7 protein-coding genes are annotated in these 15,075 nt (G+C 65.6%); 5 read left to right on the plus strand and 2 right to left on the minus strand.

Translation table 11 applies throughout. The annotated features are described in order from the left end of the window. Positions 1–61 precede the first annotated feature (61 nt). Genes SYV04_RS42975 through SYV04_RS42985 form a run of 3 tightly spaced genes read left to right on the plus strand, consistent with a single transcriptional unit; the run spans position 62 to position 5,169 of the window. The gene (locus tag SYV04_RS42975) at positions 62–2,338 is read left to right on the plus strand and encodes a DUF4139 domain-containing protein (protein WP_321551939.1); all 2,277 of its coding nucleotides are present in this window, start codon (positions 62–64) and stop codon (positions 2,336–2,338) included. 1 nt (position 2,339) lies between these two features. Then, the gene (locus SYV04_RS42980) at positions 2,340–3,962 is read left to right on the plus strand and encodes a mucoidy inhibitor MuiA family protein (protein WP_321551940.1); all 1,623 of its coding nucleotides are present in this window, start codon (positions 2,340–2,342) and stop codon (positions 3,960–3,962) included. 40 nt (positions 3,963–4,002) lie between these two features. After that, positions 4,003–5,169, plus strand: coding sequence for a hypothetical protein (locus SYV04_RS42985; RefSeq protein WP_321551941.1), 1,167 nt, complete (start codon positions 4,003–4,005; stop codon positions 5,167–5,169). Positions 5,170–5,358: 189 nt separating this feature from the next. On the opposite strand, the gene SYV04_RS42990 is transcribed toward SYV04_RS42985, so the two are convergent. Beyond that, a complete protein-coding gene (locus SYV04_RS42990) occupies positions 5,359–6,621 on the minus strand; it encodes a metallophosphoesterase family protein (RefSeq protein WP_321551942.1) in 1,263 nt (420 codons plus the stop codon). A 256-nt stretch (positions 6,622–6,877) separates the two neighbouring features. On the opposite strand from SYV04_RS42990, the gene SYV04_RS42995 reads away from it, so the two are divergent. After that, positions 6,878–12,241 (plus strand): trifunctional serine/threonine-protein kinase/ATP-binding protein/sensor histidine kinase, encoded by a 5,364-nt coding sequence (locus tag SYV04_RS42995; protein ID WP_321551943.1) that lies wholly within the window; start codon positions 6,878–6,880, stop codon positions 12,239–12,241. Positions 12,242–12,417: 176 nt separating this feature from the next. Then, positions 12,418–13,896 (plus strand): D-arabinono-1,4-lactone oxidase, encoded by a 1,479-nt coding sequence (locus SYV04_RS43000; protein WP_321551944.1) that lies wholly within the window; start codon positions 12,418–12,420, stop codon positions 13,894–13,896. 72 nt (positions 13,897–13,968) lie between these two features. On the opposite strand, the gene SYV04_RS43005 is transcribed toward SYV04_RS43000, so the two are convergent. Beyond that, a complete protein-coding gene (locus tag SYV04_RS43005) occupies positions 13,969–14,781 on the minus strand; it encodes a hypothetical protein (protein ID WP_321551945.1) in 813 nt (270 codons plus the stop codon). Positions 14,782–15,075: the final 294 nt, after the last annotated feature.

The raw sequence follows: 15,075 nt of genomic DNA on the forward strand, positions 1-15,075 counted from the left end.
GTTCTTGCCCGTTCGCGGACGCGCATTCTAGGGTGCCGCGCACCGTCATCCGGGGGTTTACATGCCCGTCGTGGAATCCCGTATCGATACCGTCACCCTCTACCAGCAGGGCGCTCGCGTGACGCGGCTGCTCTCCCTGGAATGCCCCGACGGCAAGCCGCCCACGGAGCTGGAGATCCCCCGCCTGCCGCTGGCGCTGTTCGATCCCACCGTGCGAGTGCGGGTGCTGTCCACCGACAACCCGCGGGCGGACCTGTCCGCCACCCACGTGCGCGTGGGCCTGTGGATCCCCCCGAGGGAGGCACCCCTCGAGACGGTGGATCAAGCAGCGCTGCGGGCCCTGCGCCAGCAGGTGCGGACCGTCGAGAGCCAGCTGAAGCAACTGGAGTGGGAGATGTCCGTGCTGGGCGGCATCCCCGTCCCGGAGCGCCCGGAGCCAGAGGAGGGCAAGCCGCCGCCGCCCTCGCCCCTGGGAGCGCGCATGGCGCTGGAGCAGTTCTCCCATGAGGGCGTGCAGTCGCGCCTCGTGGAGGCGCGCAAGCTCCGCGAGCAGCTGCGCAAGCTGTACGAGGACGTGGCGCTCCTGGTGCAGAAGATCTCCCAGGCCTCCACCGCGCGAGAGGTGACGGCGGGAGAGCTCTCCAAGTCCGTCCACGTGCAACTGCGCCACGGTGGCGGTGCGCTGGCACGGGCGCAGCTCTCCGTCGAGTACTTCGTCCCAGGTGCCCGCTGGGCCCCGAGCTACCAGTGCCGCCTGTCGCGGGACTGCCAGCAGGTGGAACTGGTGATGCGCGCCCTCATCTGCCAGCACTCCGGCGAGGACTGGCGGGGCGTGAAGCTGGTGCTCTCCACCGCCTCGCCGATGACGTGGACGGAGCTGCCCGAGCTGCCCTCCATCCGCATTGGCCGCGCGCAACCTCCAGCCCCCGGGCGCGCGGGCTTCCGGCCGCCTCCGCAAGGCGCCGCGGCGCTCTTCTCCGACTTCGACCGCGACCGCTCGATGCTGCTGCAAAGGCTGCCGGTGCCCTCGCCGTACGCGCTCCCGGAGCTGTCGGCTCCCGTGGAGCTGGAGGAGGGCATCTCCTTCGGAGAGGCGCCCAGGGACAGCGAGCCTCGCAAGAGGAAAGCCTCGCGCAGGGACCGCAGCCTGGATGACGGCTCCATGCGGAAGGAGATGGCGGACCGGGTGATGGAGACGGCGGTCGAACTGGAGAGCAAGAGCCAGCCCGTCTACGCCGAGGAGCCCATGGAGGCCTACGCCGAGGAGGAGTCCTACGATGAGGCGCCCATGCCGCCGCCTCCTCCGGCTCCCATGATGCGCTCCCCGGCTCCCGCGGCATCGATCGCCGTGTCGGCCGGTCCGTCTCGGGAGAAGGGGGGCATGGCTGTCGGCCGGTCCGCCGCGCGCGGTCTGGCCGGCCCGGGCGGAGGAGGCCCCAGCCAGGCAGGGCTGGAGCGAGTGGTGTTCACCCATCTGCGGCTCTCCGCTCCGTCCGAGTCCGCCCAGCGCAACCGGCTCCAGCCCGTGGACGCGCGGCGCTTCTATATGGAGACGCTGGCGCGCTTCTCGGTCACGGTGTCCTTCGACGTGATGACCGTGGTGGCGGAGGCGGAGAACCGCGCTCGCGCCGTGGCCAATGCGCCACTGCCGGGAGGCGCGGTGGACGCCCGGAGCGTCGGTGGCTACTTCGACTTCAGCTACGCGGCCGATGCCTCGGTGGACGTGCCCTCGGACGGGACGTTCCACTCGGTGGCCATGGGCACGCGCGGCGGCGAGGCCAGCGTCGTCTACGTGGCCGTGCCGCGCGAGGACAGCCATGTCTACCGGCAGGCCCAGGTGAAGAACCCGCTGCCGGCCCCCATGCTGGCGGGCCCGGCGGAGGTCTACGTCGGGGGCGAGTACGTGCTGTCCACCACGCTGCCCACGGTGGCGCCCAAGGGCGACTTCAAGCTGGGGCTGGGGGTGGAGCAGGCCATCCGCTGCGCGCGCAACACCCGCTACCGGGAGGAGCGCAGCGGCACCAAGGTCGTGGCGATGTCGGAGCTGTGGCACGACATCACCATCGATCTGGTCAACAACTTGGATCGCGAGATCATCTGCGAGGTGCGCGAGCGCCTGCCCCAGCCCGCGCAGGAGGCGGAGGTGGTGGTGGAAGAGGGCGCCATCACTCCGGCGTGGGAGCCCTACACGCAGGAGGAGCGAGGCAGCCCTCTGGAGGGAGGCCGTCGCTGGCGCCTCACGGTGCCCGCCCACGGCGCGAGCAAGCTGTCCGCCCAGTACGTGGTGAAGCTGTATGCCAACAACGAGCTCAACGGCGGCAACCGCCGGGAGGCCTGACATGAGCACGGCGATCCAACCCACGGGCGTGGAGCGTTATGAGCCCGAGCTTCCCAAGGGCGCGGCTGTCCTGGAGGCTCCGGTGCGCGGCGTGACGTTGCTGGAGGACCGGGCGCAGGTGACGCGCCGGGGCACGGTGCGCGTGAGCGCCGGGCAGAACCGCGTCGTGGTGCATGGCGTGGCGCCGGTGGTGCAGGACGTGTCCCTGCGCGCCGAGGTCCTCTCTGGCACCGCGCGCGTGGCGGACGTGCGCATCCGCCGGGGGCTGCGCATCCGGACCGCGGACAAGCCCGAGGCGGCGCGCGCGCTCGAGGAGCGGCTCGAGGCGCTGCGGCTCCAGCGCGAGCAGGTGCTGGAGGATCAACTCCGTGCCCGCGACCGCTTCGAGCGCATCCACCAGATGGTGATCCTCGGCGTCTCCGAGATCCCCGCTGATGCCGGCTGGGGCATGGGCATGGCGAGCCAGTGGCAGGACTCGTTCGACGCGCTGTTCCGCAAGTCCCGCCAGCTGCGCGAGGGCGCGCTGCAAGGCACCTTCACCGCGGAGCAGCTCGCGGAGGAGATCGCCGCCGTGCTGCGCCAGCGCCAGGCGCTGGACCGGGTGGACCACCAAGTCGTCTCCTGGCTGGAGGCGGACGTGCTGGCGGACGCGGCGGGGGAAGTCGAGGTGCGCATCGACTACGTGGTGCCCAACGCGCTGTGGCGGCCGCTGCACACGGCGCGGCTGGTGGGTGGCAAGCAGGTCCACTTCACCTCCTCCGCGGCGGTGTGGCAGAACACGGGCGAGGACTGGAAGGACGTGGAGCTGCAGTTCTCCACGGCACGCTCCTCGCTGGGCACCGAGCCGCCCCTGCTGCACGCGGACTCGCTCACCGTGAAGAAGAAGAGCGAGCAGGTGATGGTGCAGGCCCGTCAGGTGCAGGTGCAGAAGGCAGGCCTGGGCAGCGCACCCGCCACGGGAGGAGCGGCCCGCCCCGCGGCGCCGGCCGCCGTGGACCTGCCCGGCGTGGACGATGGCGGGGAGACGCGCAACCTCAAGGCGCCGGGGAAGAACTCCGTGCCCTCGGACGGGCGGCCCAACGTGATTCCGCTCTTCACCTTCGAGGACGGCGCGGAGGCGGCGCTGGTGACCTTCCCGGAGCTGGAGCCCAAGGCGTTCCTGCGAGCGACGTCGCGCAACGCGGCTTCCAGCCCGGTGCTGGCGGGGCCGGTGGAGCTGCTGCAGGAGAACGGCTTCGTGGGCTGGACGCAGACGCTGTTCGTGGCGCCGAAGGAGAAGTTCGAGCTGAGCTTCGGCCCGGATGACGCCGTGCGCATCCAGCGTGAGGAGAAGAAGAGCAGCAAGGTACACCCGGTCAGCAAGTGGACCGATGCCACCACCCACGTGACGCTCTACCTCTCCAACCTCTCGGGCGAGGCGCGCACGGTGAAGGTGACCGAGCGGCTCCCAGTGTCCGAGATCGAGCATGTGAAGGTGGAGCTGGATCGGGAGCGGACCAGCGACACGCCCGAACTCGATGACAACGGCTTCTGTACATGGAATGTCGAGCTGCCCGGAAACGGGCACCTGGTGCTGCACCTGTGGTTCAAGGTCTCGCTGGCGCCTGGCGTGCAGAGCGTATGAAGAACCTTTCGCAGTCCCAACCCCTGGGAGACATCCACCCATGAAGTTGCGTCACGTTGTCGTGGCTTCCGTTGTTCTGACCACCGTCGCCTGTGCCCCGATCCAGAAGCAGGGCACAGCCCCCACTGGCGGCACGGCGGTGAAGATTGGAAATCAGCTGCCCTTCGATGCCGCCTCTTGTTCGACGTCCACGAAGCTGCCGGCGAACGTCACCCCCAATGGCTTGCTGGGCGCGTTGGCGACCGCGCGGCCGGCGGTGATGGAGTGCCTGGTGGCGCCCACCTCGCGTGGCCCGGCGCAGACCAGCAAGGTGCTGGTGAAGGCCAGCCTCTCGGAGCAGGCCGGCACGTACACGATTACAGGCGAGAACCTCACGCCCGAGGGCCAGGCGTGCGTGCAGAAGGTGATGGAGACGGGCGTGCCGCTGGCGCCGATCGCCAAGGGCGCGCAGCCGGTGAGCGTGGAGATCGACTTCTCGCACGAGGCGGGGCGCAGCCTGGGCGTGACGATGGGCGAGAACCCCGTCTCGGACTACTCGGGCGCGGTGCGGCTGGGCCAGGCGCAGTGGTGTGACTGCTACGCGCCCTTCGCCACGACGGTACCGCCCACGCTGAAGGCCAACATCAAGCTGACCAAGGCGCAGCCCAACCCGACGGATGTGAGCTTCGATCCCGCGGGCTCGCCGGAGGGTGACGCGCTGGCCGCGTGCCTGAAGGGGAAGATGATGGCGCTGCCGGTGGCGGCGACGGACGACATCCAGTTCACCCGGAACTTCACGCACTTCAACTCGAAGGCGACCGAGCCGGCGGCGAACATGACGCCCGAGTACCGCTTCTTCCAACTGGAGCTGTCGCGCAACCTGCGCACGGCGGAGGCGAACCTGGCGCTGGGCGCGCACGAGGGAGCCTCGGACGCCTATGACTCGACGCTGATGAAGTCGCAGAAGGCGAAGGGGAAGATGGCGGGCGAGGTGACGGCGAAGTGCCAGCAGCTGATGGATGCGGGCAACGCCTGGGTGAGCGCGCTGCAGGCTCAGCAGAAGGCGGAGCAGGCGACGCTGGCGAGCGCCACGGAGCTGAAGGCGAAGGACGCGATGTGGGCGCAGGCGGAGGGTCAGCTGCAGCAGGTGACCACCCGCACCCAGGAGGACCTGACGAACGCCCAGTCGCGCATCAAGTCCGACCAGGAGGCGTGCGCGCGGAAGTAGCCCCGTAGTGGTGGTAGCGCCTCGGGCCCCGAGAGTGACGGGCGCCCGAGGCGGGCTGTGGACACCTGTCTGCCTGGGAAATTGTGCTGTACGGACAAGCAGTCGCAAACCCTTGCATGTCCGGACTCGTCCCCGCCCCAGACACGTGCGTTCCTGGGGCATATCTACGGTCCCGTGCTCCCGAGGCCATCAACCGATATTCCGCAGCGCCGGACGTGCGGACTGCCCCAACTGGTTCTTCCAGCGGACCTGCTTGTTCTCGGCCACGAATTCCTCGGTGACCATGGCTCCATCCAGGGTCAGCCGCATGTACCCGTTCAGGGTCCGCTGCGGGCTCTGGGGATCATGCGCGGATTGATCTTCGAACCAGACCACGCTGGAGCGATTCCGCATGAGGATGGGCGGAGGAGCCGCGGGGATGGCGCCGTGGCCAACACAACGCCCCTGGATGCCCTGCTGCTCGGGATGCGCAACGGCGGCGTGGATGTGTCCCCAGTACCACAGGGCGGCCATGCCGTTCAGCGCTCCGGTGATTTGGCCCCAGAGCAACTGGGGCGCATTGGAGAGATCGAGCCCGTGGTGGTGCGTGAGCAGAATGAGCTGCTTGTCATTTCGCTGTGCCTCCTGCGCCATGGAGGTGAGCCACGGCAGCTGTGTCTGGGGGTTTAGGTTGCCATCGCTGTAGAAATGGCCACCTGCGTAGTAGGCGCTGTCGAGCCCGATCAGCATCCAGTGGCTGTTCTCCAGGGCGAACTGCGAGAACCCCTGCTGCTGGGCGAACTTCGCATCTCCCAGGGCCTGCATGTACCCTCGGAGCCCCGAGTACATCTCATGGTTGGAGTTCAGCATGAACGAGCCCAGCTTGCCCGTGGGCCAATGCGAGGTGAACCGTTCCATCTCCTCAGTGGGTGTGCCCGCGTAGTAGACGTCTCCAAGGTGGATGGTGATGTCGGGTCCCTCGGCTTGGATGTCGAGCCCGATCTGGAGGGCGGGGTTGATTCCGGTGCCCCAGTCGCCGACGAGGGCAATCCGCGCCGTGTCTGGGATTGGGATGCGTGGAGGTGCCTCTCCCTGACCCGGGAACGGGCGCTTGTTGTCGACATAGAGGTAGTAGTCCACCAGCGATTCGATCCAGCCGGGATCGAGATTCTCGTATTTCTTGAATCCCCAAATGTTTCCGCTGTCGTCTACCCACGTCCCGTCCACCCACTCGCCGGGAGGCGCTCCGTTCCCGGAATGTGCATCGGAGAGCAGGTGGAGGACCTTCTGCAGCTCGCTCGCTTCCGGCGGAACCTTCTCAAGGACGGAACTCGTAGCGGACGTCGAGACCAGTTGTTGACGTGCTTTGTCGAGCAGGTCAAGCACCTGACGATTCGCGGAACTCTCCTCACGTGCAATGACGTTTCGGGCGGCCATTTCCAGGTGCTGGGCCAGCAGCTTGATCGGGACCATGGGAATTCCTCTCATTCAAGGAGAGGGCTGCGGTATGTGCCCTCTGGCACCTTGATGTGAAACAGAGTGCCACCCTCACCTGGACGAGGCTGTGAAGCGCTTCATACGGAAAGAGTGAACGGCTTCATGTCACCCATGGCGACGGGCGCGCAAACGCATCGGCTTCGGGCGGCCATTTCCCGCAGGCCGCCATTCTCCTTATGCTCCCTGGACGGCCCCTGCTGCCCAGGGGATTCGCAGGAGATGGAGTCAGGAGATGGTCGTACCGGCGATCGCGGGATACACGCTCGAGGCTCAGCTCTACAGCAGCGCCCGGACACGGGTCTACAGAGGGAACCGCGAGAACGACGGGCTGCCCGTGGTCCTCAAACTCCTGAACGAGGCATCGCCGAACTTCGAGGACGTGACTCGTTTCCAGAGGGAGTACGAGATCGGCAGGAGGATGTCAGGAGATGGGACGGTGAGGGTGCTTGCCTTGGAGGCGGTGCTCAACAGTTGGGCCATCGTGATGGAGGATGTTGGGGCTCGCTCGCTCCGCCACTTGATGGAGGAGCGGCGGCTCCGCTTGGGCGAGGTTCTGAGGCTCGGGGTTGGCATTGCCGCCGCGCTCGCGGCGATCCACCGGCAGAACGTCATCCACAAGGACATCAACCCTGCCAACATCATCGTCGAGCCAATGCGAGGGGAAGTCCGGCTCATCGACTTTGGTCTGGCCACGCTGCCCTCCCGGGAGACTCCCAGCTTCCTCAGCCCCAATCTTCTGGAGGGGACCTTGCGTTACATTCCCCCCGAGCAGACGGGGCGGATGAATCGCGCCGTTGACCACCGCGCGGATCTCTACTCGCTGGGCGTTACCCTCTACGAGATGCTGACAGGGCAGGTGCCCTTCGCCGCGACGGACGCGATGGAGCTTGTCCACCAGCACATTGCACAGCAGCCCATCCCCCCGCATGTGATGGATCCCTCCATTCCTCGCTCCCTCTCGGAGATCGTGCTGAAGCTGCTCTCGAAGATGGCCGAGGACAGGTACCAGAGTGCCCTGGGGCTGAAGAAGGATCTGGAGACCTGCCTGCGCGCTGGGCTCGCGGAAGAGCGGCCCCTGCCGGTAGAGCTGGCGGATTTCATCCCGGGCCAGCAGGACGTCTTCAACCGGTTTCAGATCCCGCAGAAGCTTTACGGGCGTGAGGCCCAACTCGAGCAGCTGATGAAGGTCATGGGCCGAGCGGCGCGGAACAGGGCCGAGCTGGCACTGGTGGCGGGTGAATCCGGCGTGGGCAAGAGCGTGCTGGTCCACGAGCTGCAGCGGTCCGCCCCGGATCGGCGTGTCCTATTCGTCTCGGGGAAGTTCGATCTGTTGCAGCACGATGTCCCGTACGCCCCGCTGCTCCAGGGCTTCTCCGACTTTCTTCGTCACCTCCTGACCTTGAGCGAGGCACAGCTGAGCCGCTGGCGCCAGCGGCTCTCCGAGGCACTGGGCGAGAACGGCCAAGTGATTGTCGAGTTCCTGCCCCTGCTAGAGCAGATCATCGGTCCCCAGTCGCCTGTGGCGGCGCTGCCTGCTCAGGAGGCGCAGCTCCGCTTCAACTTCGTCTTCCAGCGTTTCGCCATGGCGCTGGGCACCGAGAAAGAGCCCCTGGTGCTCTTCCTGGACGATCTCCAGTGGGCGGACCTGCCCTTCCTTCACCTGCTTCAGACGATCCTGGTGAACCCGCGCATCCAGCACCTGCTGATCGTCGGGGCCTACCGGGAGGATGAGGTGGGGGATACCCACCCACTGCGTCAGATGGTGGAGACGGTGGAGAAGGCAGGCACTCAGGTCACCATCCTCTCCCTGAACCCCTTGGGGCTTGAGCACGTAGAGCAGCTCGTCGCGGACACGTTTCGTTGTGACACGGAGCGCTCGGCACCGCTTGCGCGGCTGCTTTGGGAGCGCTCTGACGGTAACCCCTTCTTCCTCGAGCAGCTTTTACGCACCTTGTACGAAGACGGCCTTGTTGGCTTCTCCCCGGAGGCAGTCTCGTGGACCTGGGATCTCGAGGCGATCCGCGCGCGAGGGCTCACCGACAACATCATCGGGCTCATGGTGCGCAAGCTCCAGAACCTGCCCGAGCCGACCCAGCGCGTGCTGGAGATCGCAGCGTGCATCGGTAATCGCTTTCCGCTCGGCTCCCTGGCCATTGTGCAAGGCCGCGCCGCAATGCTGACCGCCCAGGAGCTGTCCCCCGCCATTGAGGAGGGGCTCGTCCTGCCGCTGGACAACGGCTGGCGACTGGCGGAGCAGGGCTGGACAGAGAAGGCTACCTACAGGTTCCTGCATGATCGCGTACAACAGGCCACTTACTCGCTCATCCCGGAAGGCTTCCGGCCGGAACTCCACCTCAGGATTGCAAGGCTGCTGCTGGCCCGGACAGCGCCAGAGCATTTGGAAGAGCGCCTGACCGATCTGGTACAGCAGTTCAACCTCGGCTGCTCCCTCATCACAAATGAGGAGGAGCGATACGAGGTGGCGCTTCTAAACCTTCGGGCGGGTCGCAAGGCCAAGGGTTCAGCAGCTTTCGCGCCAGCGTTAAGGTACTTCTCCACGGCGCTCTCACTTCTCCCGGAGAACGCATGGACGCAGCACTACGAGCTCTGCCTCGAACTGCACACGGAGGCCATGGAGGCGGAGTATCTCAACGCCCACACCCGACAGGGCGACGAACTCTCGGAGCTCGTGCTCGCCAGATCCAGGGATCCGATCAAGAAGGCGAAGGTCTACGGCACCCGGGCTATCTTCGCGTCCGCTCGGCGGGACATCCCTCGGGCCATCGATGACGGCTACCGGGGCTTGGCCCTGTTGGGACTGGATCTCCCACGGCACGTGGAGCCTCCGGAGTTCCTGGAGGCAGTGCGCTCGGTCAAGGCGCTGCTGGCGGGCAGGAGTGCGAAGGATCTCCTGACACTTCCCCGGATGACCGATCCCCGTTGGCTGGCGGCCAGTCAGATTGTGTTGACGTTGGCTGCCCTGGTCTATCTGCAGGATGTCCTCGTCTCCGTGGTCCTCAACCTGGAGATGGTCAAGTTGTGCCTGCAGCACGGCAACGCACCAGAGGCACCGTATCATTACTCCAACTTCGGCTCGATGCATGCGGCACTGCTGGGGGATGTGGACACCGCCGTCGAGTACGGAGACTTCGCTCAAGAACTGCTGGCACTGATGGACGTGAAGCGGGTCAAGGCCAAGGTGTATATGCACCGGGCCGTCTTCATCCTGCACCTGAAGACTCACCTGCGGGAGACGATAGCCCCGCTGAAGGAGGCCATCCAGGCGAGCCAAGAGAGCGGGGATCTGCAGTTCATGGACTATTCCTCCATCTTCGCTTCCCGGCATGCCTTCTACATGGGGATGCCGCTCGATGAGGTGCTCCGAGAGCATGCTCGCAACCTGGAACTGATGACCCAGTGGAGGCTTGAGCAGAGCACCCGTGCCATTCGCTCCATCCAGCAGACGTGTTTCTGTCTGATGGGCCGCGCCCGGGATCCCAAGCGCCTGCAAGGGGACTCCTTCGATGAGGAGGTCGTGCTACCCCAGCTCAAGGCCATGCGGTTCGGGGAGGGGCTGTCGGAGCTCTATCTGCAGAAGATGCTCCTGGCTTACCTCTTCCGCGACGCGGCTCTGGCCGTGGCCATGTCGGAAGCCGGCGAGCCGTACGCGAACTCCCAGGTGGGCCAGTTCGCCCAGCCCCTGCGCATCTTTCTCCAGTCGCTCGTACTGTTGATGGCCTGCGCGGGCTCATCCGAGGAAAAGCGGGAACGAGCCGTTGCCAAGGTGCGGCAGAATCAGAAGAAGCTTGAGCACTGGGTGGGGCACGCTCCGATGAACTGGCGGCACCGTTACCAGTTGGTGGACGCGGAGCTGGCACGCGTGCAAGCGGACACACTCTCTGCGGCTCGACTCTACGAAGAAGCACTCTCAGGCGCGAAGAAGCACGGCTGTGTCAATGACGAAGCCCTCTGCCACGAGCTCACGGGCGAGTTCTTCCTCACGCTGGGGCGCACGAGGCTTGCGTATGACAGCCTCGGCGAAGCGGCGATCGCCTACCACCGCTGGGGAGCCGAGGCCAAGGTGGCCGATCTGGAGAAGCGCTACCCGCAGGCCTTCAAGCCCAAGCGGGCCCCGACGCGCTCTTCGAAGGACACCGGCTCTTCCAGTAGCCAGGGTGAACAGCTGGATCTGTCCACAGTGCTCAAGGCCGAGCAGACCATCTCGGATGAGATCCGGCTCGATCGGCTGCTGGACCGGTTGATGCGGATCGCGATGGAGAACGCGGGAGCGCAGCGAGTCCTGCTCATCCTGGTACGCGCCGGTCAGCTGATCATCGAGGCGGAGCAGACGGTGGAGCCCACCCCTTCCGCAGCGCTCCCCTCGCCGGTAGAGGGTTCCACGCTGCTATCCACCGCCGTCGTGCATTTTGTGGCGCGGACCCTCGAAAACGTGGTGCTGGATGACGCCTCCACGCAAGGGATGTTCACCCATGACCCTTATGTGGCCCAGCACCGCCTCCGCTCGGTGCTTTGCACGCCCTTGGTCAATCAGGGCCAGCTGGTAGCCATCCTCTATCTTGAGAACAACCACACCACCGGCGCATTCACGGCGGATCGGCTAGGGGTCCTGCGCCTGCTCTCGGCCCAGGCGGCCCTCTCGCTGAAGAATGCTCTGCTGTTCGCGCAGATCGAGGATTACAGCCACACGCTCGAGCAGAGGGTGGACGAGCGCACGCGCGAGCTGCGGATGAAGAATGAGGCACTGGACCGCGCGATGCGCCAACTGCGCGACACCCAGAAGAAGCTCGTGGCGCAGGAGAAGCTGGCCTCGCTCGGCGCGCTCACCGCCGGTATCGCCCACGAGCTGAAGAACCCCCTCAACTTCGTCAACAACTTCGCGGAGCTCTCCGTGGAGTTCGCGGACGAGCTAGTCACGGTCATGAAGGCCCAGCTCTCCCGAATGCCCCAGGAGAGCGCCCAGGCGCTGGACCCGCTGCTCACTCGCTTCCAGGAAAGCGTGTCGAAGGTGCAGGAACACGGTCAGCGCGCGACGCAGATCATCAACCGCATGTTGATGCACTCCAGGGAGTCGTCGGAGGTCAAAGCCGCCGTGAACCTCAACGAGGTGGTCGCGGACAGCCTCTCCCTCAGCTACCGGGGGTTCCGCGCCCGGGAGGCGGACTTCGCGCTGGACATCCAGACGGACTATGACCCGGAGGCCGGCGAGGTGGAGATGGTTGCCTCGGAACTCAGCCGCGTGGTCATCAACGCCGTGGACAACGCCTGCTACGCCCTGCTGCAGCAGAAGAAGAAGCTGGGGGATCGTTTCACTCCGCGCTTGGAGGTGAGCACCCGGGCCCGTGGAGCGCGGGTGGAGATACGAATCCGGGACAATGGCCCTGGCATCCCCGAGGCACTGCTCGGCAAGGTGTTCACCCCCTTCTTCACAACCAAGCCGCCAGGCGAGGGCACGGGGTTGGGACTCTCCCTCAGCCATGATGTCATCGTCGGTGGCCACCTCGGGGAACTCCGCATCGACTCGGTGGAGGGAGAGTTCACTGAGCTGATTATCGAGCTTCCCAGGTCCGCGTCCTGACGCTGCTGGGTCAGTTGTCTGAAGCCCTCAAGGTCTACGCTCCCTGCCGCGACGCAACGGCATGGTGGGGCAATGCCACATCCAGGCTGTGAACGGCGTCACAAGCAGAGCGTGAACCGCTTCACAGAGAAGGCCTCCGAGTCCTTGCTAATTCATGGGCAGCTCGGAGGGAAACCATGTCACTGCTGGACAAGATGCTGCGCATCGCTCGCACCTGGAGCATCAATACCATCAACTCCCTGGTCTATCTCGGATCGGGTGGAAAGAGAGTCCTGCACGAGGGGCGCTTTCAGGGCTGGCGTGGGACATGGACCAACTGGAGCCGGATGTTCGAGTGCCAGCCGGAGTTCTTCAAGAAGCCCAGGACCGAGAAAGAAATCTGCGACATCGTCGCACGCGCGGAAAAGGTTCGCACGGTGGGAGGGGGACACAGCTTCAATGCCTCCCCCCTGACAAACGGGACATTGCTGTCATTGGACGACTACAGCGAACTCTTAGAGCTCCGTGTCGACAGCGATGGGAATCATGTAGCCCGCGTCCAGGCAGGCATTCGCCTGAGGGACCTCACCGCGCAGCTCCGGAAGCAGGGCTTGGCCTTGCCGGTCCAAGGCTCCACGGATGCCCAGAGCATTGGAGGTCTGATCGCGACGGACGTGCATGGCACTGGACGGGATGCCGGCTTTTTCTCGACCCAGTTGCTCTCGCTGCGGATTGTCAACGCGGCAGGAGAGGCCAAGACCTACAAGAAGGGGACGCCGGAGTTTCATGCCGCCATCGGAGGAATCGGCGCCTGCGGAATCGTGATCGAAGCAGAGATTCAATGCGTGCCTGCTTTCAACCTGAGGAAATCGATCCAGGTCAGGAAGCGGGTGGACGTCGAGGCGCAGGTCGACACACTGCTGAAGCAGCATGACCACCTCAGCTTCTATTACATCGGAGGTGTGGATACGGAGAGCGTCCGGATGAACCTGTGGGAGCACACCCAAGACAAACCATCGCCCTTGTATCAGTTGCGCAAGATGATGTCCGAGCTCGAGGACATGGTGCTCTCGGGATACCTGCTTGGCCTGGCGAGACTCCTGCATCTCTCAAAGCTGTTCGCGAATTTCGGCCTCTGGGCCCTCAAGCTTCTGCAGAGCAACAGGAGCCAGGTGCTCCCCTCGAACGAGGGCTTCCCGCGAAGGCTCTACTTCCATCATGACGAACTCGAGTATGGCGTCCCCTTCGAGAACCACAGGCGGTGCCTGCATGAGATTCTTGAGATGCTGAAGGAGCGGCGCTTCGTGACGATCCTGGAACTCCGATTCACCCCCGATACTTCTCAGGCGCTGCTCGCACCCGGCGCTCACCGGCGTACGTGCTACTTCGACCTGACCCCGAGCCTGTCGACAGACCCGTCCGAGGTCTTCGCCGAGGCGGAGCGCATCCTGGTGAAGCATGGGGGTCAGGTCCATCTCGGGAAAGCGACCTGGGCAACCCAGGAGACCATGAAGCAGATGTACGGAAAGTGGTGGTCTCAATTCCTGGCGGTCCGAAGGAAGCAGGATCCCAAGGGGAAGTTCATCAACGATTTCGTTGGACGCCTCCTCGCGGGGAGCGAGGAGCGCACGCCCGTTCAAGAAGCCGAGGAAGTGGGTATGCGCGCCGCCAGTTGAGCCCGCGGCTACGGTGCCCCCAACCCTTGGCGCGGGCGAGCTGGGAATTCCGCCCGCGCCAGGCCTGCTGGACTATTCGATTGTCCAGGTCACCGTGCCGCTGCAGCTGCTGTTGGAGTTGCAGCCCGCGCGGATCTGGAACGTGCCGCTGTTGATGGTTCTGTAGGACAGTCTCGAGCCCTCACCGTTGAAGCAACTGTTATCGTTGAATGCAATCTGCGTGGCGGAAGGGCCATAGAGCCGCAGGTAGGTGTCGCCCGTGGCGCCAACGCAGGTGTTCACGGCGAGCGTCTGGCCCGGGCTGAGGGCGACATACTGGTTCACCGTGTTCTGCTGGGCGTCATTGGTGTTGCTCGCGCTGAAGGTGTACGAGCCCCCTGTCGTCGGCGGATTCGAGGCGATCTGCCACACGACCGTGGCGGTGCAGCTGCTGTTGCCGTAGCAGCCGCCGTGGATCTCGTAGGTGCCCCCGCCGGTGCTGGTGAAGGAGAGGCTGGAGCCAGCGCCGCCGCAGGCATCGTCATTGAAGACCAGCTGGATCAAGGGCCCGTAGAGGCGCAGGAATGTGTCGCCCGTGAAGGTAGCGCCCGGCAGACCGCAGGTGGCCACGGTGATCGTCTGCCCCGCGGTGAGGGTCACCACCTGGTTCACGGTGTTCTGGTAAGCGCTGCCGGTGTTGCTCGCGCTGTAGCTGTAGGAGCCGCCGGGCAGCGTCGCGGTGCCCTCCAGACTCTGGATGACGGGAGCCTTGGACTCGCCGGGGGTACCCTGCTCCGGTGCGGCACTGTCCTCGTCGAGGGAGCCGCAGCCTACGAAGGCCAGGACACACAGCAGGGTTCCAATAACGTGGGTGCGCTGGGGGGCGCGAGAGCAGGGGATTCGCATGGACAACTCCTCCTTGGAGGCGGAAGACAGAACCGTCAGCCGGGCGGCCGAGCGGGCGCACATCATGCACAAAACCGCTTTCCCTGTCTTCACTACCAGTCCTGGATACCCTAACCCCTAGTCTAGGACCCCGTGAACGCCGGGGCCACCTCTGAGGTAGGGTTGTCTCGTAAGTCCTCGCCGAGCCCCGTCCCGACACGGAGCTGCCCCGTCCTTGGCCGCACGGAGGGAGAGGTGGTCAGCCCTGGGCCTTCGGCAGCGTGACGGTGCCCGGGTTCTCGATGGCAGCGAGCG

The sequence above is a fragment of the Hyalangium ruber genome, assembly GCF_034259325.1.
In the GTDB taxonomy this organism is placed as follows: Bacteria; Myxococcota; Myxococcia; order Myxococcales; family Myxococcaceae; genus Hyalangium_A; species Hyalangium_A rubrum.